At 44.3% G+C, this 21881-nt stretch carries 22 protein-coding genes; 2 read left to right on the top strand and 20 right to left on the bottom strand.

What is annotated here, in order from left to right; all coding sequences use genetic code 11:
• Window positions 1–6: 6 nt before the first annotated feature.
• From AR1Y2_RS03260 to AR1Y2_RS03185, 16 genes are all read right to left on the bottom strand, one after another.
• A complete protein-coding gene (locus AR1Y2_RS03260) occupies window positions 7–351 on the bottom strand; it encodes a TIGR04076 family protein (protein ID WP_137327680.1) in 345 nt (114 codons plus the stop codon).
• 28 nt (window positions 352–379) lie between these two features.
• Window positions 380–1120, bottom strand: a complete 741-nt coding sequence (locus AR1Y2_RS03255) for a class I SAM-dependent methyltransferase (protein WP_137327679.1) — start codon at window positions 1118–1120, stop codon at window positions 380–382.
• Window positions 1107–2261 carry a glycerate kinase family protein gene (locus AR1Y2_RS03250; protein WP_137327678.1) on the bottom strand — a complete coding sequence of 385 codons (1155 nt, stop codon included), beginning with the start codon at window positions 2259–2261 and terminating at the stop codon, window positions 1107–1109. Before AR1Y2_RS03250 ends, AR1Y2_RS03255 begins: the two co-directional genes overlap by 14 nt.
• 107 nt (window positions 2262–2368) lie before the next feature.
• Entirely contained in the window at window positions 2369–3331 is a 963-nt protein-coding gene (locus AR1Y2_RS03245; protein WP_137327677.1) for a transketolase family protein, read from the bottom strand.
• A complete protein-coding gene (locus AR1Y2_RS03240) occupies window positions 3319–4185 on the bottom strand; it encodes a transketolase (RefSeq protein ID WP_137327676.1) in 867 nt (288 codons plus the stop codon). Before AR1Y2_RS03240 ends, AR1Y2_RS03245 begins: the two co-directional genes overlap by 13 nt.
• A gap of 25 nt (window positions 4186–4210) precedes the next feature.
• Window positions 4211–4483 (bottom strand): PTS sugar transporter subunit IIB, encoded by a 273-nt coding sequence (locus tag AR1Y2_RS03235; RefSeq protein WP_207670572.1) that lies wholly within the window; start codon window positions 4481–4483, stop codon window positions 4211–4213.
• A gap of 19 nt (window positions 4484–4502) precedes the next feature.
• Window positions 4503–5885: a PTS ascorbate transporter subunit IIC gene (locus tag AR1Y2_RS03230; protein ID WP_137327674.1), complete on the bottom strand. Its 1383-nt coding sequence runs from the start codon at window positions 5883–5885 to the stop codon at window positions 4503–4505.
• A 33-nt stretch (window positions 5886–5918) separates the two neighbouring features.
• Window positions 5919–6377 (bottom strand): PTS sugar transporter subunit IIA, encoded by a 459-nt coding sequence (locus AR1Y2_RS03225; RefSeq protein ID WP_137327673.1) that lies wholly within the window; start codon window positions 6375–6377, stop codon window positions 5919–5921.
• A gap of 4 nt (window positions 6378–6381) precedes the next feature.
• Window positions 6382–8436, bottom strand: coding sequence for a BglG family transcription antiterminator (locus AR1Y2_RS03220; protein WP_137327672.1), 2055 nt, complete (start codon window positions 8434–8436; stop codon window positions 6382–6384).
• A gap of 276 nt (window positions 8437–8712) precedes the next feature.
• Window positions 8713–9177 (bottom strand): VOC family protein, encoded by a 465-nt coding sequence (locus tag AR1Y2_RS03215; protein WP_137327671.1) that lies wholly within the window; start codon window positions 9175–9177, stop codon window positions 8713–8715.
• Window positions 9178–9249: 72 nt separating this feature from the next.
• Window positions 9250–9420 carry a DUF3990 domain-containing protein gene (locus AR1Y2_RS18305; protein ID WP_137327670.1) on the bottom strand — a complete coding sequence of 57 codons (171 nt, stop codon included), beginning with the start codon at window positions 9418–9420 and terminating at the stop codon, window positions 9250–9252.
• Window positions 9389–9694 (bottom strand): type II toxin-antitoxin system PemK/MazF family toxin, encoded by a 306-nt coding sequence (locus tag AR1Y2_RS03205; RefSeq protein WP_137327669.1) that lies wholly within the window; start codon window positions 9692–9694, stop codon window positions 9389–9391. Before AR1Y2_RS03205 ends, AR1Y2_RS18305 begins: the two co-directional genes overlap by 32 nt.
• Window positions 9694–9936: an AbrB/MazE/SpoVT family DNA-binding domain-containing protein gene (locus tag AR1Y2_RS03200; protein ID WP_137327668.1), complete on the bottom strand. Its 243-nt coding sequence runs from the start codon at window positions 9934–9936 to the stop codon at window positions 9694–9696. The genes AR1Y2_RS03205 and AR1Y2_RS03200 overlap by 1 nt, the downstream gene beginning before the upstream one ends.
• Before the next feature lie 236 nt (window positions 9937–10172).
• Window positions 10173–10670: a hypothetical protein gene (locus tag AR1Y2_RS03195; protein WP_330576965.1), complete on the bottom strand. Its 498-nt coding sequence runs from the start codon at window positions 10668–10670 to the stop codon at window positions 10173–10175.
• A gap of 267 nt (window positions 10671–10937) precedes the next feature.
• Complete coding sequence (locus tag AR1Y2_RS03190) at window positions 10938–12659, bottom strand: adenine deaminase C-terminal domain-containing protein (RefSeq protein ID WP_137327666.1); 1722 nt, start codon at window positions 12657–12659, stop codon at window positions 10938–10940.
• Window positions 12660–12674: 15 nt separating this feature from the next.
• Window positions 12675–13979 carry an NCS2 family permease gene (locus AR1Y2_RS03185; RefSeq protein WP_137327665.1) on the bottom strand — a complete coding sequence of 435 codons (1305 nt, stop codon included), beginning with the start codon at window positions 13977–13979 and terminating at the stop codon, window positions 12675–12677.
• A 169-nt stretch (window positions 13980–14148) separates the two neighbouring features.
• On the opposite strand from AR1Y2_RS03185, the gene AR1Y2_RS03180 reads away from it, so the two are divergent.
• Window positions 14149–15066, top strand: a complete 918-nt coding sequence (locus AR1Y2_RS03180; protein WP_175403577.1) for a LysR family transcriptional regulator — start codon at window positions 14149–14151, stop codon at window positions 15064–15066.
• A 359-nt stretch (window positions 15067–15425) separates the two neighbouring features.
• On the opposite strand, the gene AR1Y2_RS03175 is transcribed toward AR1Y2_RS03180, so the two are convergent.
• Window positions 15426–15677 (bottom strand): hypothetical protein, encoded by a 252-nt coding sequence (locus tag AR1Y2_RS03175; protein ID WP_137327663.1) that lies wholly within the window; start codon window positions 15675–15677, stop codon window positions 15426–15428.
• Window positions 15678–15859: 182 nt separating this feature from the next.
• On the opposite strand from AR1Y2_RS03175, the gene AR1Y2_RS03170 reads away from it, so the two are divergent.
• Window positions 15860–18427 (top strand): LuxR C-terminal-related transcriptional regulator, encoded by a 2568-nt coding sequence (locus tag AR1Y2_RS03170; RefSeq protein ID WP_137327662.1) that lies wholly within the window; start codon window positions 15860–15862, stop codon window positions 18425–18427.
• 311 nt (window positions 18428–18738) lie between these two features.
• Here the strand turns inward: AR1Y2_RS03170 and AR1Y2_RS03160 are convergent, their stop codons facing one another.
• Genes AR1Y2_RS03160 through AR1Y2_RS03150 form a run of 3 tightly spaced genes read right to left on the bottom strand, consistent with a single transcriptional unit; the run spans window position 18739 to window position 21853 of the window.
• On the bottom strand, window positions 18739–19305 hold the full coding sequence (locus AR1Y2_RS03160; protein WP_137327661.1) for a DUF305 domain-containing protein: 567 nt from the start codon (window positions 19303–19305) through the stop codon (window positions 18739–18741).
• Between the two features lie 20 nt (window positions 19306–19325).
• On the bottom strand, window positions 19326–20414 hold the full coding sequence (locus tag AR1Y2_RS03155) for a hypothetical protein (RefSeq protein ID WP_137327660.1): 1089 nt from the start codon (window positions 20412–20414) through the stop codon (window positions 19326–19328).
• The gene (locus AR1Y2_RS03150; RefSeq protein ID WP_137327659.1) at window positions 20411–21853 is read right to left on the bottom strand and encodes a DEAD/DEAH box helicase; all 1443 of its coding nucleotides are present in this window, start codon (window positions 21851–21853) and stop codon (window positions 20411–20413) included. Before AR1Y2_RS03150 ends, AR1Y2_RS03155 begins: the two co-directional genes overlap by 4 nt.
• Window positions 21854–21881: the final 28 nt, after the last annotated feature.

The following is a 21881-nucleotide window of genomic DNA, read 5'->3' as shown; positions in this document are numbered from 1 at the left end:
GCCCCCCTAACGTACCGGTTCGTAATCTACTTCTGATTCTTCTTTTGTCGCCTCCAGCTTAAATATCACGGGCCGCAGTCCGTCGTTGCAGCTTACGATTGCCACGCCGGGCTTCCTGATCCAGTCCCCGTAATAAAACAGTTCCTCCCCAGCTCCGTGCGACAACGCAAACACATACTGGTATATAGCTTTCCACGCTTCGTCGCACAGCCCTTCGGGTTTTGCATAATCTGCATAAAATACCTGGCCCTCCGTCATCATAGGACAGGCCTTTAGACCTTCCACGCCGTATTCTTTGACCAGATCCTCATTGAACATTGTCCTTAATACCGTGATCTTAACTTTTTTCATCTTAAAACCTCCGATCCTTTTGAAACAGTTACATCCGGCGTTCTTTTTCTGCCGCCACAATCAACATCATTGGGCGACGCATCTCATCGTGCATGCCCGGCAGATCCATCATATCCTCCTGCGGCTTAGGCTCGATGATATGTCTCAGCACAAAACCGTTCCTGAGGAGTGTATTCAGGTAGGTTGTCAGTGTTCTGTGGTATTTTACCACCTGCTCCCCAAGGAAGACAGCATCCCTTTTTCCCTCATAGAAATACCGGTCTACAGGGAAATGCAGAATCTTCCCCTCCTCATCATAATACCAGTCCTGGGTCCCATATGCGGTAAATACCGGATGTTCCGCTGAAAACACAAACTGCCCGCCCGGTGCTGTCCACTGGCTGATTTTTTCTGCCAGGGATTCAAAGTCTTTCACATAGTGAAATGCCAGAGAACTTAAGACCACATCAAATGATTCCTTTGGAAAATCCAAATCTTCCATGGCACTCCTTTGGTACTCAATCTTTTTATGTCCATTTTTTTCTTGGGCTGTCTTTAACATCTTTTCGGAGATATCAATGCCCAGCACAGATTTCGCACCGTGTTCAGCCGCATAAATGCAGTGCCATCCATAACCGCATCCCAGATCCAGGACTCTTTTTCCGGAAAAATCAGGCAGGACCTTTTGAAGCTCAGACCATTCTCCGGCTCCGCCAAGCCCCTTCTTTGACCGGTCCATCTCGCTGTATTTCTGGTAAAATACTTCTTCGTCATACTTATTTTCTTTCATGATCTTCTAAACACCTCCATAACCGCATGACCTGCTCCACTGCAGCCGCCATATTTTTCTTTGCATTTTCAGGCTCCATTGCCTCCTCCATGGATGAGACTTCTCTTAAAATAGGGAAAAAGGCATCGATCCCGTGCCGATTGCATGCACCAGCATCCTTGGCCACACAGCCTGCAAAAGCGATCACAGGCCTGCCATATCGTTTTGCCATCTCTGCCACACCTGAAGGAGCCTTCCCCATTGCAGTCTGGCCATCCAGTCTCCCTTCTCCTGTGATGACCAGATCCGCTCTTTGGACATATTGTTCCAGTCCAGTCTCTTTTAGTACAATGTTGATCCCGGGTTCCAAGACTGCATTGGTAAATGTGAGAAATGCAAATCCCATTCCTCCGGCGGCCCCAGTCCCAGGCTGCATGGGCTTCGCTTTGGAAAACACTTCCCCTGCCAGCTGGGCATAATGTCCAAGCCACTGGTCCATGTCTTTGATCATTGACGGATCCGCACCCTTTTGAGGCCCGAACACAGCACTGCACCCATTATCCCCGCACAGAGGATTGGTCACGTCACAGGCGATATGGAATTCACACTCCTTTAGCTCAGGCATCACCTGGGTTTCAGTGATAGACTCAAGCTCTGACAGTCCCTTTGCCCCAGACGGGACCTGTTCTCCCCGGCCGTTTAGGCACCCGTAACCCAATGCCTGCAGCATGCCGATTCCTCCGTCATTGGTAGCGCTGCCCCCAATGCCGACAATGAATCGTCTACACCCTTTGGAGACAGCATCCCTGATCACTTCACCTACGCCATATGTTGTCGTGTACAGAGGATTTCTCTCAGGCTCAGGAACCAAGGTGATCCCTGCCGCTCCAGACATCTCAATGACAGCCGCTCCGGATTCCTCTATGATCCCATAGCCGCACTCCACAGGCTGCCCGAGAGGCCCCGTGACTGTAATGTTCTCCATTCTGCCACCCATCCCGCAGACAAGAGCTTCCACAGTTCCTTCCCCTCCGTCCGCAAGGGGACGCACCCATACCTCTGCCTCCGGGTATACTTTAAGGATCCCATCCAATACGGCGTTTCCCGCCTGCATGGAATTAAGGCTCCCTTTTAACGAATCAACTGCCACCGCTATTTTCATTTGTGCCTCCCTCTTGTTTTGATCAGTGTACTTTCTAGTATACGGCATTTGGGGCAAAGAAAAAACACCCCTCAAGCAGATTTCTATCCTGAGGAGTGCCTGTATCTTTATTTTTCTAATTCATTCAATATTGTGTCTTCTAAGTCCTTCTGTGTCAATCCAAATTCTTTTTGCAGATACTCTGGGGATCCCACTTGTCCAAACCGGTCTTTTACGCCAATCCGTTTTAATGGTGCACTGATCTGATGTTCTGCCATTACTTCAGCAACGGCACTTCCAAGTCCGCCATAAATAGAATGATTTTCAAACGTCACTATGAGATCTTTTCCTTCTGCTTCCTTGATGATCAATGTTTCATCTAAAGGTTTGATGGTAAACATATCAACAACCTCTATATTAATTCCCTGTCTTTCCAATGCTTCCGCACAGTCCAAAGCCTCTGACACAAGCTGTCCTGCTGTAATCAAAAGGACATTCCCGCCCCTTGTTAGGATATTTCCTTTACCGAGTGTAAACACCGAACCTTTCTCATAGACATTTCTCACTGCTTTCCGGTTCCCCCTGACATAGTGGATTCCGTCCAGTCCTGCGAATTCTTTTAAGATCCATTCCATCTGCACATCGTCAGCCGCATCACAGATAATGGCACCAGGGATCTCCCGCATGAGAGCCACATCTTCCCATGTGGTATGGGTCCCTCCGTTGGGTCCGACGCAGAATCCCGGGTCCGATCCGTAAATATTCACCGTATTCCCTGCATATGCCCCTGACAGATATAGTTGGTCAAAAATTCTTCTTGTGGCAAAAGGGCCGAAGGTATGAAGAAACGGTTTAAACCCTGCCGCCGATAACCCCGCTGCCACCCCGGCCATATTGGCCTCCGCGATTCCACACTGTACAAAGCGGTCCGGATTGGTTGTTTTTAGCTTTGTAAAACCACTGGCTCCGCCTAAGTCAGCCTCCAGGGCTACAACCTTGTCATCGCGAGACATCATCTCCCGTAGAGTTTCAACAACACAGCTTCTCAGTTCTCTGCCCTTTGCTTTTCTGTCATCTGTCAACCGGAACATAGATCAGACCCTCCTTTTATCATTCTCTCTAATTGTTCGATGGCTTCATGATTTGCTCTTATGATCTCATCATTGTCAAACTTGACCGAATGATTTCCAGCTAACTGCTCAAAAAAGGGAACCCCTTCTCCTTTGACGGAATCCAGGATAATACATACTGCCCGGTCTTCTACTTCTTTGGCATTTGAGACCGCATGGTCGATCTGTTCTTCATCGTTCCCTTTGACAGTTTCTACATGAAAACCAAAGCTGGTCATTTTATCTGCAATCGAAAATGGATTCATGACCTCTTTTGTCGACCCGTCCAGCTGTCTCTTATTCTCATCAATGATAACAATACAATGATTTAACTTATAGTGAGCCAGATATTGAAACGCTTCCCAGCATTGGCCTTCGTTTAATTCCCCGTCTCCCACAATCAGATAGACATACCGGCCGCTGTTGCTCATCTTAAATCCAGTGGCAAGTCCCGCCGCCACAGAGGTTCCCTGCCCCAAAGACCCCGTCGTCATATCGACGCCGGGAGTCTTCAACCGGTCTGGATGAGACGGCAGCTTCGTGCCGCCGTCATTTAATGTATCCAGCCAGTTTCGATCAAAGTATCCCTTTTCAGCCAGTGCAGAGTATAGTGCAGGTCCGGCGTGTCCCTTTGACAGCACCAGCATATCCCGCTCCTCCCATGCCGGATTCTGAGGATCGATCTTCATCTGCTTTCCATATAGGACACTCAGGAGTTCTACGATTGATAAAGAGCCTCCTATATGTCCATATCCGCGTTTTTCCAGCATCTGCAGAATGTTTTTTCTGATCCTGGCCGAAAACACCTTCAGCTCTTTTCGCTGCTTTTCTTCCATTTTTGTACGTCCTCCCGCTATACAGTTATTGAAATTTCGCTTTTAATTTTTCCTCTAATTCTTCTTTGTCCATGATGTTATCCATGATGATCACTTCCGGCAGGCCTTTAACAAACTCTTCCAAGTCCTTTCCCACAACAAACAGGTCTGCCGCCCCTTCTGTGGCATCCGAAAGCGAAGAGTGACTGACAGACACGCCTGAAATCCCCAGACTTTTTAACGCCTTTTCCACGTTCATGCGGACCAGCATACTGGAACCTAATCCTGAACCACAGCAACACATAATTGATTGAATCATAATAGAACCTCCTTTATATTTAAGCTTTCTTTTTTGGTGCGATCAAGTGATAGGCAATCGGGATTAAATACAATACGATGCACACGATAAATAATCCTCCGCCTTTTACAAATTGTGCAATGTTTCCGAGTATGATTCCTGCCACAGAGAAGTCTGCATCTGAGAACGTACAGTTCGCAAAATTCAAGCTGCCCATGACAGGCATACAGATGGCCGGTAAAAATGTGATCAAAAGGCCGTGTAAGAAAGAACCTACCAGGCAGCCCTTCAATCCGCCCTCGGCATTGGCAAATACTCCGGCGGTAGCACCGCAGAAGAAATGCGGGATCACGCCTGGCAGGATCAGCGCTACCGGGATCAGTGCCTGGTTGATGGCTCCCAGGATAAATAAGCCCGCGATGCCTCCCACAAAAGATACCAGAAAACCGATCAATACAGCGTTAGGTGCATAAGGGAACACAACCGGACAGTCAAGCGCAGGTTTTGCGTTTGGTACAATCTTTTCAGCAATTCCCCTGAAAGCAGGAACGATCTCGCCAATGATCAGACGCACGCCGCTTAAAATGATATAAACACCGCCGGCAAAGTTTAGACCCTTTGTGATCGCCCAGACAAGCCAGTGGGTTTGTGTCTCGCCCTGGAAAAATGCCGAGATTGTTGCATCGCTCATACCGTCTTTTACGACAACCGCCACAAAGGTCACAATGATAAAAAACACTACCATAGTAAGGCCGATGGCTACAGTTGTATCCCGTAGAAACGAAACCCGTTTAGGGAAATTAAATTCCTCTGTGGATTTGCTTTTTCCTTTAAAGATTTTTCCGATCTGCGCGGAGAACCAATATCCAACTCCGCCGAAATGGCCGAATCCCAGCTCGTCTGTTCCTGTAATCTTCGACATGGTAGGCTGGCAGATTGCCGGGGATAACACCATGATGAGCCCTAAAACCAATCCACCGCCGATCCAGAGCACTGCGCCGCTTAAATTTCCTACATTTAAGATCACCGCCAGCATGCAGGCCATATAAAGAGTGTGGTGTCCTGTCAGAAATATGTAGTTTAACCTGGAGAATCTGGCCAGAACAATATTCGCGATCATACCGATACACATGATATAGGCTGTATCGCTTGCAAACTTCTCCAGGCCCAGTGACACGATAGCCTCGTTGTTTGGCACAACTCCCTGCATACTAAATGCATAATTAAAAATTGTGCCAAAATCATTCAGGGAACCAGTCTGCAAAAAGCTGGAACCCGCTGTCAATACAAGGAACCCCACGATAGTTTTTACGGTTCCTTTTACGACTTCTTCAATCGGTTTTTTCTGCAGGATCAAACCAAAGAGAGAAATCAGACCTACCAAAATTGCAGGTGTCGACAAAATGTTGATAATAAAATCCATAAATAATCCTCCTTTTTTTCTATAGATTTCTATTTAGTTATCATCAGAAGCCTGGATAAACAAATCATATATCTCTTGCTCTGACGTGGCGCCCAAAACTTTTTTTACACTTTCAGGATCTTCAAACAGCTGTGACATGGCCTGCAGCACTTCCATATGGGACTCTGAATCTGTTGCGGCCAATGTGACCATGACTCTTACGTCATCTCCATTTTCTTTGAACTTTATGGGTTCACGCAGAAGAGTAACTGCGATCTGCCTTTTTAAAACTCCCTGATCCGTACTTCCGTGTACCAATGCCAGGTTTTCACACAGAACATAATAAGGACCCAGCCTCTCTGTATTTTTGATGATCTCGTCAATATATCTGGACTCGCAATATCCCCCGTCCACAAGCGGCTGCACTGTTACATGAATCGCTTCCCGCCAATCCTTCACTCTTTCAATGATCTGAATATTCTCAAGTTTCAGCATGTTATATATTTCTTTCATAAGTTCACTCCTCTCCCTGCATTAGTTCCTTTATCATTATTTCTACAGCTTCGGTCTTTTCGCACTTCCACAGCTTTTCTGTATTCTTGTCTTCTTTAAAGATCGTCATAATATCATTTAATAATTTAATATGGCTCACCTGATCTTGTGCCGAGAGAACCAGCATGATCTTTGCTCTTCTCTCACCTCCGTCCCGCGTCTTAAATACCACCGGCTTTTTTAAGACCGTACACGAAATTCCAAGCATATAAGAACCATCCTCTATCTCTGAGTGAAGCAATGCTACTTCTTCTGTGATAAACATATACGGACCATATTTTATTGTCTTTTCAATCATATGTTCAATATACGACTGTCCGATATAACCCTCCTCCAATAAACTTCTGGCTGCCGCCCAGACCGCCTCTTTCCAGTCCATGGATTCTCTTATGATCTGAATATGCCGCAAATCAAGCGCCTGGCAAATGCTCTTTCCGTATTCATTTTGCTTTGTATACGCTTTCAACGAAGCATCAGAAAAATATTCGATCAGTTCTTCTTTAAATTCTTTTAATTTACTCTCTGTCATATATTTTTTGGCCAGAGCCGTGATCTGCATTACATTCATGACATTCTGATTTTCATATTTCATACATTTTTTCAGGATGCTGATCCGGTCACTGTCTGAGAGGATCGGATGTACAATGATTAAGTTTTCTTCGTTCTCTATAACGATCGTGGAAATGACTACATTGTAGTCATGATCTTCCTCGTAATCTGACAAGGAAATAATATCCACCGTCTGAATACTTGGTACAAGGGTATAGATTTCCTTCCGGATCATATTGGCCGTACTTAATCCGTTCGGGCATACAACCAGAACTTTTAGCTTTTGCTCCTCTTTTCTCTCTCCTGAGGATATGTAGGCGCCAAAATGCAGCGTGATATATGCGATCTCACCGTCCGGAATGGGTACGCCTATTTCCTTTTCTAAAGATTTGGCGGCATTTCTGGTAATCTCAAACAAATCTCCGTATTCGTTTTTAATGTCATCCAGCATCGGATTGCCCAGCTGTACTCCATACCGATAACGGTAGAGGGAAGTCTTAAGATGAGCGGAGACAGCCTGGATCAATTCCTCCTCTTTTTCAAACGTCACACAGGCGATTCTTGAAAAAGACCGTACTAAAACCTTCGCCAGCCTGAGCACCTCCTGGCCCGTATCCCTCTGCATAAAATCTGAGGAAAGGCTTTGGGTTCTGGACCCAAGCAGATGCAGGGCCAGGTATAACTTTTCACTTTCCTCAAATTCAGGAAAATATTTAAGGACTAATTGAAACTCCTTTGTGTTCTTGATCTCCTGCTCTTCATTTTCTGAAAATTCAACTGTCTCAGAGTGATTTTTTATTGTGGAAAAAAATGCGGCAATGGAGTATAAAATCCCGGTCACGTATTGAGCGTGGAGTTCCTCTTCAAGTTTCTTCAGTCTTCCGAAAATATCCTCTGCTTTCTCTTCCTCCGGTAAAATCAGCGCACCTTTTTTATACAGATCAGCCAGCGAATTAAAAAACAGAAAAAATACACTCCTCTTTGTGATCAGATCACCCCTGATCCGATAGCCTTTTCCGTTTTCATAGAAAAGTTTCAGCTGGAATTTGGCAAGCTCCTTTGTCGCTTCTTTCAGATCCCGGATCGTTGTATTCCTGCTGACCTGGCACATCTCAATGAAGTCGTCGATGTGCAGCTGCCTGCTTCTCTGTAAAACAGAACAGATAATGATCCTCACTCTTTCTGTGGGCAGAAATGTATACGCAAGTTTGGGCGGGATCTCTTTTAAGTTCCTGCGGATCTGTTCCTTTTGATCCTTCGCAATGAAAATTCCCTTTTTGCGCTCGATCTCTAACAATGGAAGTTTCTGTGCCTCCAGCCATTCATTTATTTTTTGAATGTCATAATAAACACTTCTCTTAGACAATCCCTTTTCATCCGCTATCTGTGCCACCGATACATACTCGTCCGTATAGAGTAACTGCTCTAATATTTCATAACATCTCATGTCTAAGTTATATATGATTGCCATCTGTCTCTCCTTCCCTGTCTTTAGAATACTCTATCGTTTTGCAGACAGTAAAGTCCAAGAAATGTACCAAGCAGACTTGCTTCTTACACAATTTGCACCATCCAAAAATTCCGTTTCTAAACAGTTTTCTGTGCAAAAATCAGACCCCAATGCATAGTGCACGCAGGTTTTTTTTGTTCCATAGGGAAGTTTGTAGAACTTTTCTATGGAACAAAAAAACCGGTTCATAAAGAACCGGCCAGTCTGTTATTCATTATTTTTGATTAACTTATCAATTTAGTCATTCAGTATTTTTGTCAGATCTTCAATGGATGCATCCATTTTTACGGATACCTCTTCCATCGTCATACCGGAAGCAAGAAAACGATTGATGACCATTTTCATTTCTTCTCCAACCTCGATCATATGTCCATCTAAGTCATAAAACCTGACAACACGCTGTCCCCAGCTGTGTTCCACCACATCGCCCACATACTCAATATCAGGGTACTGTTTCAGCTTTTGCAAAAAGCCATCGAAGTCTTGTTCCTCAAAACATAATTCCATGTCGTTGGATTTCTTCAGTATGTCTTCTTTTTTTATATTGACAAGCCAGTCAAACTCCTGCTGAAGCGACAAACCGCAGGTAAACGATATGTTTATTCCATAGTCCTGATCTAACTCTAAACCAAACAGATCTTCATAAAACTTTCTTGCGGCATTGATGTCCGCCACTGACATGACACTGCACATATATTTCATATAAAACCTTCCTTTCCAATCGTTATTTTCGTCTTTTTTCAGATATTTCTTCTTCCTGAAAAAACATATTTTTCATAACGTATAGCTCCTTTCAAAAGTTAAAGTACTTAACGCCTCTTGTGTACAAAACACCATTTGATGAGTGGGATATTTGAATTTTACCAAAGCCCAAAAAGCCTCACGGGATATCTCTCCCTTTACAAAACTTTCCTTATATATAATCAAATATGCTTTGAATTGCATCTGTTATCTCAATGATGTCTGTCTTTGAGATCCTGCCTGTCTTTGAAAAACCTCTGACATTGAGATCTATCAAAGCTAATTTTTCGCACTGAACATATCCCTCTGTACTATCTGTTCTGATTCTAATGTGAAGAGGGCTGGCCGAACTATCCTGAAAAACAGGGCAGCCAATAATTTCTCCGGTCTGATTAAAAAAGTCCTTACTGGTGACAAGTACGGGACTCTTGATTCTTTCTATTTTGACTATGTCACCCTGATGTACCGTTTCTTTCATCACCAAACCTCTCTTCCTACAGGTTCGCCCCAGTTATACTCGCCCACCAAATTCAGATTTCCATTAAACTCTGCTGCTCTTTCCTCCAATGTCTTATGCCTGAATGGTTTCACTAATGTAATCATGCCGTTCACTACTTTTACTTCTAATTCATCATCAATCTCAACATCTGCCTCCCGCAAAATATCTTTTGAAATGCGTATTCCCTGGCTATTTCCCCATGCTTTCACTTGTACTTTCATAAAAACACCTCCATCCGCCAATGTATATACTTAGTATATACTGTTATCATAAATTTATCAACTCATAAGCGTCATGATACACAAAACCAAAGTATGTGCATCCCCATATAATCTTCCTTATGGAATTTAGCGTTACATGCAGAATCTAATTTTTTACTCAACCTTTTTTCTAAATTTTATTGACAAATTATGATAATAGCGTTATCTTAATAATAAGAAATGGGTTTTCACCACACTTATTGTTGTGGCTTGCTCGTTTCTTTTTTTATTGCCAAAATATCATACAAATACTTTCTCCCATTCGCCGCATGATTTACAAGTAACCTTGCATGAAAAATATTATATCGCACTAGTACTTCATTTTCATATGCAGGTAACGCAAAACGTACATCATATCTAAACCATCCGTTCTTCGCATTTTTTGCATGTTTTTTCTTCCTATTTTTCTCAAAAAAAGGATTAGCTGCGATCTGAATTAACTCAGGAATGGCTATTGCTGCATTTGCTTTCGCCTTTGCATTAGTGCCTATTAGGGCTTTCCTGCTTTCTGACTCTGTAAATTCTTCGGGTAGATCATTGCCTATATAGATTATCTCAGCGCTTTCCTCTATTTTATAACATTTTCCAACATATCTTTGAAGATATATTTTCACATCTTCCCAGACGATATTCCTTTTCCCTTTAAAACGAATATCGTTGATAAGAACAATTTTATTTCCATCCATATCTACCATAATTTTTATATTTGACTCCTCGAACAAATGATTTTTTCCTCCTTTATTTCTATTTTATGGAAATATTATACTCTGTCCCGGAGAGATTTACAAATAAAAAGAAAGTTTAAAGAATCGTGCAAAAATTATCTTGGATGAGTCCAGTTGAATATAGGCTCAGCCAAGTAGCATAGAAATAGCGAAGCAGTAGAGATACCACTTCGCTATAAAGTCTAACTTATCGGGGTCACATTCCCAGAAGAATCTTTTTTCTCATCTATTCAATTTCTATCTGACCACCAAAGGCACAACCTGTCCTTTCACAACATCAATCAGTCCCCGGTCCGTAAGCTTCAAAGCCGGGCTTACCGGAAGCCCAAGGGTACAAAGTGACATGATCGGGTTATAATGCCGGTATCCCAGTTCCTCAAGGCTCTCTCTGACCCGGCTGAGTTTCACGCCGATTTCGTCTGCCGGAAGTTCAGATAAAATCCCGCACACCGGAAGCGGCAGTTCTGCCTTGATCTGTCCGCCTTCGGCAGTGCAGATTCCCCCGTTTTGCTTCAAAACCCAGCGTGCCGCAGTGAGCATATCCTCCGGATCAGCCCCTATGACCAAAAGGTTATGGTGGTCATGAAAATAGGTTGTAGCTGCGGCTCCCCGCATCAAGCAGTCTCCGCTGACAAATCCATAACCGATGTTCCCGTTTTTCCCATGGCGTTCCAGCACGGCTGCCAGCATGCAGCCGCTGTCCTTCCACTGAAACCGTCCATCTTTTACCTGCATAGAAACCGTACGTTCCTGCGTCTGTGTACGCCCGTCATGGACCTCTATGACACGAATCTTTACCTCACCGTTTTCTATATTACAGCGGGGTTCCAGTTGTTCTGGAGAAATGTCATCTATGTGAATGCTGCGGTAAAAATGACCAGGAAAACGGTATGTCTCTGTATGTTCCACGGCATCCCCAGAGTGATAAATCTGCCTGCCGTCCTTAAATACATACTCCGGCTCAAAGGAAGCGCAGTCTTTTGCCCTCACAAGCTGAAAATCTGCCTTTCTTCCCGGGGCCAGCGCCTCCCTGTCCCTGAGATTCATCCTTCTTGCTGGAGTAAAGGAGGCACAGTAGACCGCTTCATTTAACGGAAATCCCATAGCCACAGCCCTTCTTACCACATAATTGAGCTGTCCCTGCTCTTTGAGCTTATCTGCCATTGTGTCATCCGTCACAAAACAACAGTGCTCATATAGATTGTGTTCCTTTATATAGTCTATAATTTCTGGCCTGAGCATCTTCTCCTGCAGTTCCACAAACATCCCATTTTCAAAACGCTCTTTAATTTCCTGAAGATTATGCTCCGTGTGATCCCCGTTGATCCCCTGGTAAAGAAACTTCGCCAGATCCAGTCCGACCAAAGACGGGCAGTGCCCTTCAATGACAGCCTGTGGATCCTCTTCCTCCAGATAATCGAGAAACTTCGTGATCTCAAGCTCATCTCCCTTGATGATCTGACGGTAGTTCATCACTTCTCCCACACAGACAACACCGTCTTCCTGCATGAGCTGCTTCATCTGGTCAAGCCCGATCACCCCTCCTGTTGTCTCCAGTGATTCATTGGTGGAAGGAACACTGCTTGGAATACCATAATAGATATCTACCGGGGAATCCTTTGCACCGTTGATCATTTCATGAATTCCTTCCATGCCCATGACATTGGCGATCTCGTGGGGCTCTGACACCAAGGTGGTAACGCCGCACTCCGCCGCCCGATTTCCAAAGGAAACCGGGGTCATCATAGAGCTTTCTATGTGCATGTGGATATCAATAAACCCGGGGAGCATCCTGTACCCGTTTCCATCCAGAACACACCTGGCCTCAAGTTCGTGTTTCTGCTCCATATCCACATAATATATTTTTGATCCTTTAATATACACATCCGCACGTACAAACTGCTTAAGGTATGAATTAAAGATTTCCGTATCCGCAACAAGCAAATCAACCTTTTCCATAACAGCACCCCTCTTCTATAGTATGGAATAAAAATACAGCAGGCATACTGCCACTAAGATCCACATAACCGGACGTATTTCCTTGGCTTTTCCTGATGTCAGCTTCATCACAACATAGGTCGGCAGTGCCGCACAGATACCATTGGCGATGTTGTTTCCAAAGATGGTAAATGCGATACAAACAAATGCCGGGAATGCTTCTGTGATGTCATCAAAATGAATATTTTTCATAGCTCCCAGCATGTTGATACCAATATACATGAGCACCGGCGCTGTTGCCGCAGACGGGATCATCAGCGCGATCGGCGCCAGAAACAGTGACAGGCCAAAAAATACGGAAGTAAATACAACCGTCAGCCCGGTTTTCCCTCCTGCTTCCACACCCGCAGAGGACTCCAGATATGTGGTCATACTTGGCATGCCAAACAGCGCGCCAAAGCTGGTGGCCACTGCATCCACCTTAAAACACTTGTCAATGCCCGGAAGATCTCCGTTTTCATCCAAGTAACCGGCTTTGGCACCCACTCCGAGGACCGTTCCGAAGGTGGAGAAGAAATCCGGCACAAACAAAGCGATCAAAAACGGAATATATGCAAAATCCAATGCTCCCAGGAAATCCACCCTCATAAACTGGCCGCCAATGTTTGCCGGCATGGTAAACAGGCTGTCCGGCAGGACGGTTACACCAAATGGAATTCCAACGATGGTAGTGAGCACAATGGCCAGGATCATATCCCCCGGCACTTTTCTTGATTTTAAAATCAACAGAATAATAAAGCCAAGGACCGCTACGATGACCTCAGGTGATTTGAGATTCCCAAACCCCAAAGAGTTCTTTGCCTGATTGGCAATGATCAGCCCGCAGCTCTTTGCCCCAAGCAACGCAATAAACAGGCCGATACCGGCGCTTACCGCATGCTTTAAGCTAACCGGAATCACTTTGACAACTGCCTCCCTGAGTCCTAAAAAGGAAATCGCAATAAACAGCACACCACTAAAGAAAATGACACCGGCTGTCACAGATGGGGCGATGCCGTCATTTGCGATCATTGCCGCTACAATTCCTACACTTCCAAGCCCCGGCGCCAGCGCAAACGGCCTGTTGGTATAAAAGGCCATAGCACAAGTGGTCAGTATCACCAAAAGGATCAATACCGTAAACATCACATGTTTTTCAAGACCTGCAGTAGCCAGCATGTTCGGAACCGTGGCCAGCACATAGGCCATCGTTACAAAAGTCGTCAGCCCCGCAAGCAGCTCCGTCTTTACATCTGTATGGTAATCTGATAATTGAAAACGTTTCTCTAACCATTGTTTCATAGTTTTTCACTCCTTTTCCTATGTAAATCCTTGCTTTCTCACGTCTTTCATTGTATGCTAACCGTAACTATTCGTCTAATTCATCTTGGTTATAAAATGTATTCCTCATCAGAATACCAGTAGATGAACTGATTCATATGGCTTATGTCTGCCAGATATGGAGTTTGTTATGAATATCCATGAACTAAACTATGCACTATGTATAGCGAAACATCAAAATTTAACAAAAGCGGCACGAGAGCTTTTCATCTCTCAGCCCACTTTGAGCAAGCACCTAAAGAAGCTGGAGCGGGAACTGGGTATAAAACTGTTTGCCCGCATAGATAACTGTTATATCCCTACCTATGCCGGCTCCCGTTATCTTGAGTATGCCTCCCGGATGCTCGCGCTGCAGCAGGACTGGGAAAAGGAACTTTTTGAACTGGCTTCCTTGAATGACGGGGAACTCCATGTGGCGATTCCGCTGATGAGAAGTTCCTGTATGGTTCCCTACATTCTTCCCACCTTTCATGAAAAGCATCCGAATATCAGAGTGCATATATTGGAAGAAACCTATGCGATCCAGGAATGTCTGTTAAAAGATACCTCCATTGATTTTGCCATTTTTAATGAAACAACCGAAAACCCTAAACTAACCTACGAATTTCTGGGAAAGGAACCGATCCTGCTGGCTGTTTCTCCAGAGCATCCCCTGGCAGCCGTTGACGGAACCAGAAAAGAAACCGTTTATCCTCCTGTGGACTGGGAGGCGCTTAAAAAGGAAAAGTTTATTCTCCACTTTCCTGAACAGAACACCGGAGCAATCACAGAACGCCTTTTGAACAAACATCAGATTACTCCCAAGGTCCCCTTTTATACCCGCAATACACAGGCCGCACTCCTTCTGATGATGAAAAATCAGGGTGTCTGCTTTGCCCCCGAAACCTATATCCGCAGCATGTCCTTTGAGACACCTCCAGTATGCTTTTCTCTCGGGGATGAAGACGCCTATACCTCCACTGTATTAGCATATCGGAAAGGAGCATACCTGACTTCTTACGCTGAAGACTTCATACAACTGGCAAAGGAATACTTTCCTGTGGAATAAAAAAATATCTCCAGTCATATCATATTGGCTGGAGATATTTTCCGCAAATCCATCTTTATTTTATTCTCACCGTCTTCATCTTCGTATAAGCGCTGTAGACCCTTTTGTCGCCCTATAGACTTGATAGCCTTTGGCTTCTTTCACCTTCTTCCATGACAATTTCACAGTCTTATATGTCGTAGAGGATTTTACGTTTGGTTTCACAGGCGCAAGCTTCGGAAGATTCTCCGTTCTCACGACATGACCACAGTCTTTACAGGTATACCTCTTCAGTCCAATCTGGGTATAGGTCGGTCTCTTTATTACGACACCCTTGTTTTCCTTATGAGTCGCATAGCCGTTCTTTTTTCGTTTGTCAGTTACCGGACAGTTTGCCACTGCACAATTGTGCCAGTGATGATCCGCATCCGCTGCCCATGACGTATGCTGCTGGCATAATCGGTGAGGCTTGAAGAAACAGAAGAATTGACATCCTCGGCAAACACCTTTAAATTATACTTTACTCCTTCGGTCAGATGCTCCGGCAGCGTAATCTCAAATTCACCCGCGGATGAGTCCCGAACTTTTCCATAGGAGACAACCTCACCTTTTCCTTCCTTTTTACTCTTCATCGTAATTACTTTAATTTCAACTGATTTCTTGATAAAATGAAATCATACGGGATGAGGTCTTTGAAAAAAATTCTCATCATTTCTTAGAAAATTCAAAAAAGTTTGAGGTTTTTTGGCCAGCAGAAACTTTTAGACAAAACAAATAATTCCATCACCCACCACAATAAGAATTGGAGGTTCAGATGACTAATACGAACACGTCAGAAGATTTACTCTTTTTAAATGAAAAATTTGCACCGGCGGCGCTTCCGGAAATCTGTGCGCCGCGGAATGAATTGTTAGAACTCTTTCACTGTGCAGCAAAGGATCACTTTATCTATGTAGGAGCTCCTGCTGGAAGCGGAAAGACAGTTTCTGCCCGCCTCTGGCTCAATGCCTGCGGACGAAAAACCATCTGGATCGGGCTGGACCAGTATGATGATTCTCCTTCCGTTTTCTACAAACTTCTGTCCACAGGGCTTTTTTCTATGCAGCCGGAAAACCGCAATATGAAGGAAATACTGGAAAGCTCCTCTTTTTCCGCATCCCCTGTAGAGCATACCATACGTCTCCTGTCTGAATTTCTCTGGGATGATGAGCGCTACGCACTAATTCTGGATGACATGCATCTGCTCCAAAACGGAGAAATATTCAAATCTCTGCCTGCCATCATAAAGCGGCTTCCCCGTTCTTTTGTGACACTGATTCTTTCCCGCAGCCGACTCCCGGAGGAATTTAAACCTCTCATCAAAAACCCTAAGCAGGATATCATCACTGCCAGGGAACTGCGATTTTCAGAACAGGAGATCGCATGCTACTTTAACAGCCTGGGCCGTTCCCTCTCACCCAAGGAATCAAAGTCTGCATACATGGCTACCGAAGGCTGGGCTATCGGAGTAAACGCTGTGGCCAAATCCGGACAGATAAAGTCAGGCAGCGGCGGATATATTTTTGCCCAATTTTTTGAAGAACATCTCTGGAGCAACTGGGACGAGTCACTGCGTGATTTCTGCCTGCGGACCTGTATTGTGGATGAGTTTGATCCGGTTCTGGCCGGTAAGCTTTCAGGACGGGATAATTCCCAGGAGATCATGGAAGAGTTGAGCCGTACCAATACATTTTTAAGCCGCCTGCACGAAAACATTTATCGATACCATCATTTAGTCTTAGATTATCTCAGGGCAAAACTGGAATCGTCTAAACTAGACGCCCGTAAGCTGGACAAGATAGCAGCCAATTATTACAAGGAGCAAAAAGATTACTCCCGTGCTCTGCGTTTTTGGCTGGACAGCGGTGACTATAAGGGAATCGATACATTTTTGTACTTATTCCTCTTTGAAAATAACCGGGGTGTTATCGCAGATTACGCAGATTTTTTGAGGACCTTTTTTGTGAAGGATTTCCCTAAAAAAGCCTTTTCTGTATTTCCGCCTCTGCACATTCTCTGCGCCTGGTACACGTATCTCACCAGCCAGAGGGAAGAATTTGAGATGCACATGGATGCGGTCTATCGCAATCTGCCCCGCATCGCTCTGGCAGATTCCCGGTTCGTGGAATATGCGATCTTAGCCTACAGCGTGGATCACCGATCCAGTATACTGACGAAAATAAAAAAGTTCCGGACTTTCGGACGGTATGTAAAAAAGTTTACTCCGGAAGGTCTTGCCACCAACATTGCCTCATTTACACACAATCTTCCCTATATGCACCGGTGCAATCTGGATTATTCAGACCTTGCCCTGGAGGAAGACAGCATGGAGCAGCTGGAAGGTAATTTTTCTCTGCTCCTCGGTGAGGAATGGCGATACATCAAACCCGGTATTCCCGCCTGTTTTGCCTATGAACGCAATAAGCTTTCAGAAGCACTCTCCGGTATTACCAGGGCCATTGATGCTATGATCCCGGAAAATAAAGTGGAAGGCCGCATTTGTGTGATGATCATGCACCATACCATGTTGTGGCAGATGAAACGCCAGGATGAAGCGGACACGGTTCTTGAAGCACTTTCCTCCCTTGTGGAATCAGAAGCCCAGTTTTTCATTCCGAACCTGAAAGGCTACAAGACCAAGCTTGCCCTCTTTGACTGTGACACGGCTGCAGCCAGGACCTGGCTGGATGAGTATTTTGTCATTGAGACACAGCATGTGGAGCTGTTCCGGGTATTCCAGCATTTCGTTACAGCCCGCGCTTATATGGTACTTGGCAATACAGATAAGGCTCTTTCCTACCTGCTCATGCTGAAGCAGTTCGGCCAGGATTTCAATCGTCCTTTGGATGCAGGTGAGGCTGGTACCCTGCTGGCGTCCCTCTACTGGGCGACAGGCAGAAAAAAAGAGGCCTTGTCAGCCCTGGAAGATGCACTGGAGACACTGGAACCTTATGGATTTATCAGAATCGCAGCTGATGAAGGCGCATCTGTTCTGCCAGTTTTGAAACGCCTGGAGAAAAACCTTGCACAGGAGAACTACCAAGGGAAACTAAAGAGGACATATGTCCACGAGGTAACTCTGGCCGCCCACTCTTTTTCCAAGCTGCACAAGGGCGTGGCAGATGCTCTTGTTCGAAAAGATAAGCCCGTCCGGCTGTCAAAGCAGCAGACCTATATGCTGACCCTGTTATCTCAAGGTTACAGAAATGCGGAAATAGCGGAAATAACCGGGCTAAAGATTCCAACCATCAAAAGCCATACTTCCATAGCTTATAAAAAACTGGGCGTAAACAATGCAATGGATGCTGTGCTGAAAGCCCGGGAATTAGGATTTATTGACTGAGACAACTATGTAAGGAAAGAAATATCGCAATAAATAATTTGGCTCTTGGTTTAAAAATGACGGTATCTAAACTACTAGATATTCCGGAAATGAAAGAGACTCTTTTTGTTGATGAATAAATTATTTTTAGCCAAGCTTATATCAATGTCAAGGGTTTTTTCCTATGCCATCGGCTCCAGTTAAATTCACTGTAAGGATGGAATAAAGAAACCGAACAACATGGAGAAATAGAAGTTGAGGAATCTCCTATAAACTCATAAAACCACAGCCAATTCATAAAATTGGCTGTGGTTTCGAATTTGTCATAGTTACTAACATCCCAGTCTCTTTAACAGACACTGCATTTTTCTGATCCCCTCTTTCTGGGACACAATGATCTCATCCAGCAGAGGGACCAGCTCAGGGCAAAGGCAAAACCGCAGTGCATTTTCTGACATGCGCACAGCCCCTCTGTGATGTGGAATCATCTCTCGCATAAAATTGCAGTCGATGCTGTTATCTGTACATGCTGATTTCATTTCACAAAACATTTCATTGATAATGCATTGATTTTCATCTGCATAGCAGTTTATATCCCTGGAACAATTAATACAAGACTCACATCTTGGCAGTGCTTTCGTCATATTTTGAATGCTTTTCTCCTGGGATGAAATAATATTTAATGCGATATTCTGTAATGGGATATTGGTAGTATAGCAAAGAAGGTTTTTTGACATCTCAATCGCAGCACAGTGATGCGGGATCATCTGCATGATAAAGCTGCCTGAAATACTGTCAGTCAGTTCCACAGAAGTCATATTTTCAATCATCTCGTTTAGTATACACTCATATTTCTTCACATAATCTCTGGTATTATTGCTTAAACGGCACATATCCATATATTTTTCACCTCTTATTATTATATGATAAGATGCTCCGTTTTGTGTAACTGAGATGCTGTATTACGTTTTCTGCAGTCTAATATTTTTATATTAATATATAATTGTACAGTATCTGTATAGATATGGTTTCTAATAAACTGCACGGTTTTTTCATATTCCTGGTCTGTAAAACATGCGATCAAATAAAAAGCATTTTTATAATTCGAGGATTTCATATAGTTTGTCAGTTGTTGTTCATATCCCTTTTTTAAATAAGAACTGCTTGCTCTTTTTAACTCAATTAAAATCTTTTCATCTTCCTGTTTATTTTTATATAATTTAAAATCTACTCTTCCATTACCTAATTGAGCTTCCCTGGTGATCTCTATCTCTTGATTATAAAAATAAGCATCCATGATATTTTCTAATATCAACTGCACCCGGTCCTCTTTGACAGGGTCATCACCTTCCCAGAACAGCTTATACAGACTTCCATATTTCATCCGCTCATCAAGGTACTGTAACATGTCGGATATCACACTGGTTAATGTAATATGTTTGGTTTTGTAATGTTCCTGGATATCCAGCGGGAGCAGCTCAAAGTAATAGTCAATATTGATTCCTGCGAAATACTCTATGGAAGTATCTCCCAGATAACGGTTATTATATAAAGAGCCAAGAAGCAAAAAATCTGTATCCTCAAACAAAAGATCCGGATAACAAAAGACTTCATAATACAGGTCTTTGCACTCCTGCAACGTGGATTCCCCGTCCTCTTCCAAATCCATCCAGGCAGCTGCCTCAATCAATTTATGGCCTTTGACATTAAAATATATATCTTTAAAATCACTTATGTCTTTCTGAATACAGGCCATATAACCCAGAAATTTATATAATAACAGTTCATGAAATGCATCCATCTCATGAAAAAATTGATCCTCTGTCCAGTGAAAGATATCCTCAAATTTTTTTACACATTTAAGATACTGTTCTCTGTACAGATATTTGGGAAGCAGTTCCTCAATAATATCACCAATATCCGTCTCGTCATTAAAGACCTCCAATTCCAAGAAGTGATGTATAAGATGATTGAATACTTCATAATGGTACGTCTCAAAAATTATCATAGATTCAACCTTGTTTTCCTTACTTTGCGGACCTTCCCTTTGATGGGTTTCGTCTGAAGACATTTGATCACGTGGTCCCCTTTCTGGTTCAACACTTCCACGTAGCTTATGCTGTCCCTGATATCCACAATTCCGATATCCGATGCCTGCATTCCGTCGATACTGCAGATCGTCCCTACAATGTCGCCTGCCCGCATTTTTGACTTCCTGCCCCCGCCGATGGACAGCCGGGTGATGCCTTTATTCAACGACTCCCCCTTCTTAGGTTTTACTTCTGCTTTTATGCGCTGAGATTTCCAGAATGCCTTTTCCTTTTCTTCTCCTGCCGCCGGAGGTTCCATACAGATCAGTTCCCGCCCCACGTACTTTTCTACTTGAGCTAACATCCTCCGTTCCTGCTCTGTCACCAGACTGACAGCCGTACCCCTTTTACCGTTTCTTCCCGTTCTTCCGATCCGGTGTACATAGGTCTCTTTCCCTGCCGGGAAGTCATAATTCACCACATGGCTGATCTCCTCGAAATCAATCCCTCTGGCGGCCACATCGGTTGCGATCAGGAAGCGGAATCCGCCCCTTCTGAATGCATCCACAGTCTTCAGCCGTTCTCTCTGTTCCAAGTCACCGTGCAGCATTCCGCAGAAAATACGTTGTCTGCGCAACTTCTGAAACAGTACATTGGTCATCTGCCTTGTTCCACAGAAAATCATACAGCTCTTTGGATTTTCATCTTTAAGAACACTGAGAAATGTATCGTATTTCTTCTCCTGATCTGTAACATAGATCTTTTCTGTGATGGCTGCCGCCTGCTCCTCTGTGGCCTCCTGGAGCACAAGTGTTGTATTTGGAATAAATTCGTCCACCAATTCCTGAATCTCTGGCCTCAGTGTTGCCGAAAACAGAGACATCCTGCAGTCTGCCGGAACCAGAGAAAGAATTTGTTTCACCTCATCAATAAATCCCATATCCAGCATCAAATCCGCTTCATCTATGACCAGCCATTGAACCTTAGAAAGCTTAAGGCTCTCCCTGCGCAGATGATCCATGACACGCCCCGGTGTACCCGCCACAATATGAGACTTCTGCCGAAGTGTCTGGATCTGCTTATCAATAGGAAATCCGCCGAATACTGCCGGAACCTTCAAGCGCTTCTTGCGCCCTATCTGGAACATTTCCTCACTGACCTGAACTGCCAGCTCTCTTGTGGGTTCCAGTACCAAAGCCTGCGGCGCATTTTCTTCCCACTGGATATTCTCGCAGATAGGTATGGCAAATGCTGCCGTCTTCCCGCTTCCAGTAGGGGCTTTCGCCACTACATTTCTGCCTGCCAGCATCGGCGGGATAACCTCCCTCTGTATAGCCGTGGGCTGCTTATAGCCCAGGCCTTCTAATGCCTCCAGAATCTCTTCCGAGAGCTCGTAATTATAAAATTCATTTTTCATTGCTGGTTCCCTTTCCATTTCGCCATTG

The organism is Anaerostipes rhamnosivorans, from assembly GCF_005280655.1.
Classification (GTDB): domain Bacteria; phylum Bacillota; class Clostridia; order Lachnospirales; family Lachnospiraceae; genus Anaerostipes; species Anaerostipes rhamnosivorans.
The sequence above is the reverse complement of the archived record's forward strand: the minus strand, read 5'-3'. Positions and strand labels throughout refer to the sequence as shown.

Coding starts and splice junctions, on each gene's coding strand:
- AR1Y2_RS03260 (WP_137327680.1), bottom strand. CDS start 351: ATGAAAAAAGTTAAGATCACGGTATTAAGGACAATGTTCAATGAGGAT.
- AR1Y2_RS03255 (WP_137327679.1), bottom strand. CDS start 1,120: ATGAAAGAAAATAAGTATGACGAAGAAGTATTTTACCAGAAATACAGC.
- AR1Y2_RS03250 (WP_137327678.1), bottom strand. CDS start 2,261: ATGAAAATAGCGGTGGCAGTTGATTCGTTAAAAGGGAGCCTTAATTCC.
- AR1Y2_RS03245 (WP_137327677.1), bottom strand. CDS start 3,331: ATGTTCCGGTTGACAGATGACAGAAAAGCAAAGGGCAGAGAACTGAGA.
- AR1Y2_RS03240 (WP_137327676.1), bottom strand. CDS start 4,185: ATGGAAGAAAAGCAGCGAAAAGAGCTGAAGGTGTTTTCGGCCAGGATC.
- AR1Y2_RS03235 (WP_207670572.1), bottom strand. CDS start 4,483: ATGATTCAATCAATTATGTGTTGCTGTGGTTCAGGATTAGGTTCCAGT.
- AR1Y2_RS03230 (WP_137327674.1), bottom strand. CDS start 5,885: ATGGATTTTATTATCAACATTTTGTCGACACCTGCAATTTTGGTAGGT.
- AR1Y2_RS03225 (WP_137327673.1), bottom strand. CDS start 6,377: ATGAAAGAAATATATAACATGCTGAAACTTGAGAATATTCAGATCATT.
- AR1Y2_RS03220 (WP_137327672.1), bottom strand. CDS start 8,436: ATGGCAATCATATATAACTTAGACATGAGATGTTATGAAATATTAGAG.
- AR1Y2_RS03215 (WP_137327671.1), bottom strand. CDS start 9,177: ATGAAATATATGTGCAGTGTCATGTCAGTGGCGGACATCAATGCCGCA.
- AR1Y2_RS18305 (WP_137327670.1), bottom strand. CDS start 9,420: ATGCAATTCAAAGCATATTTGATTATATATAAGGAAAGTTTTGTAAAG.
- AR1Y2_RS03205 (WP_137327669.1), bottom strand. CDS start 9,694: ATGAAAGAAACGGTACATCAGGGTGACATAGTCAAAATAGAAAGAATC.
- AR1Y2_RS03200 (WP_137327668.1), bottom strand. CDS start 9,936: ATGAAAGTACAAGTGAAAGCATGGGGAAATAGCCAGGGAATACGCATT.
- AR1Y2_RS03195 (WP_330576965.1), bottom strand. CDS start 10,670: ATGGTAGATATGGATGGAAATAAAATTGTTCTTATCAACGATATTCGT.
- AR1Y2_RS03190 (WP_137327666.1), bottom strand. CDS start 12,659: ATGGAAAAGGTTGATTTGCTTGTTGCGGATACGGAAATCTTTAATTCA.
- AR1Y2_RS03185 (WP_137327665.1), bottom strand. CDS start 13,979: ATGAAACAATGGTTAGAGAAACGTTTTCAATTATCAGATTACCATACA.
- AR1Y2_RS03180 (WP_175403577.1), top strand. CDS start 14,149: ATGAATATCCATGAACTAAACTATGCACTATGTATAGCGAAACATCAA.
- AR1Y2_RS03175 (WP_137327663.1), bottom strand. CDS start 15,677: ATGAAGAGTAAAAAGGAAGGAAAAGGTGAGGTTGTCTCCTATGGAAAA.
- AR1Y2_RS03170 (WP_137327662.1), top strand. CDS start 15,860: ATGACTAATACGAACACGTCAGAAGATTTACTCTTTTTAAATGAAAAA.
- AR1Y2_RS03160 (WP_137327661.1), bottom strand. CDS start 19,305: ATGGATATGTGCCGTTTAAGCAATAATACCAGAGATTATGTGAAGAAA.
- AR1Y2_RS03155 (WP_137327660.1), bottom strand. CDS start 20,414: ATGATAATTTTTGAGACGTACCATTATGAAGTATTCAATCATCTTATA.
- AR1Y2_RS03150 (WP_137327659.1), bottom strand. CDS start 21,853: ATGAAAAATGAATTTTATAATTACGAGCTCTCGGAAGAGATTCTGGAG.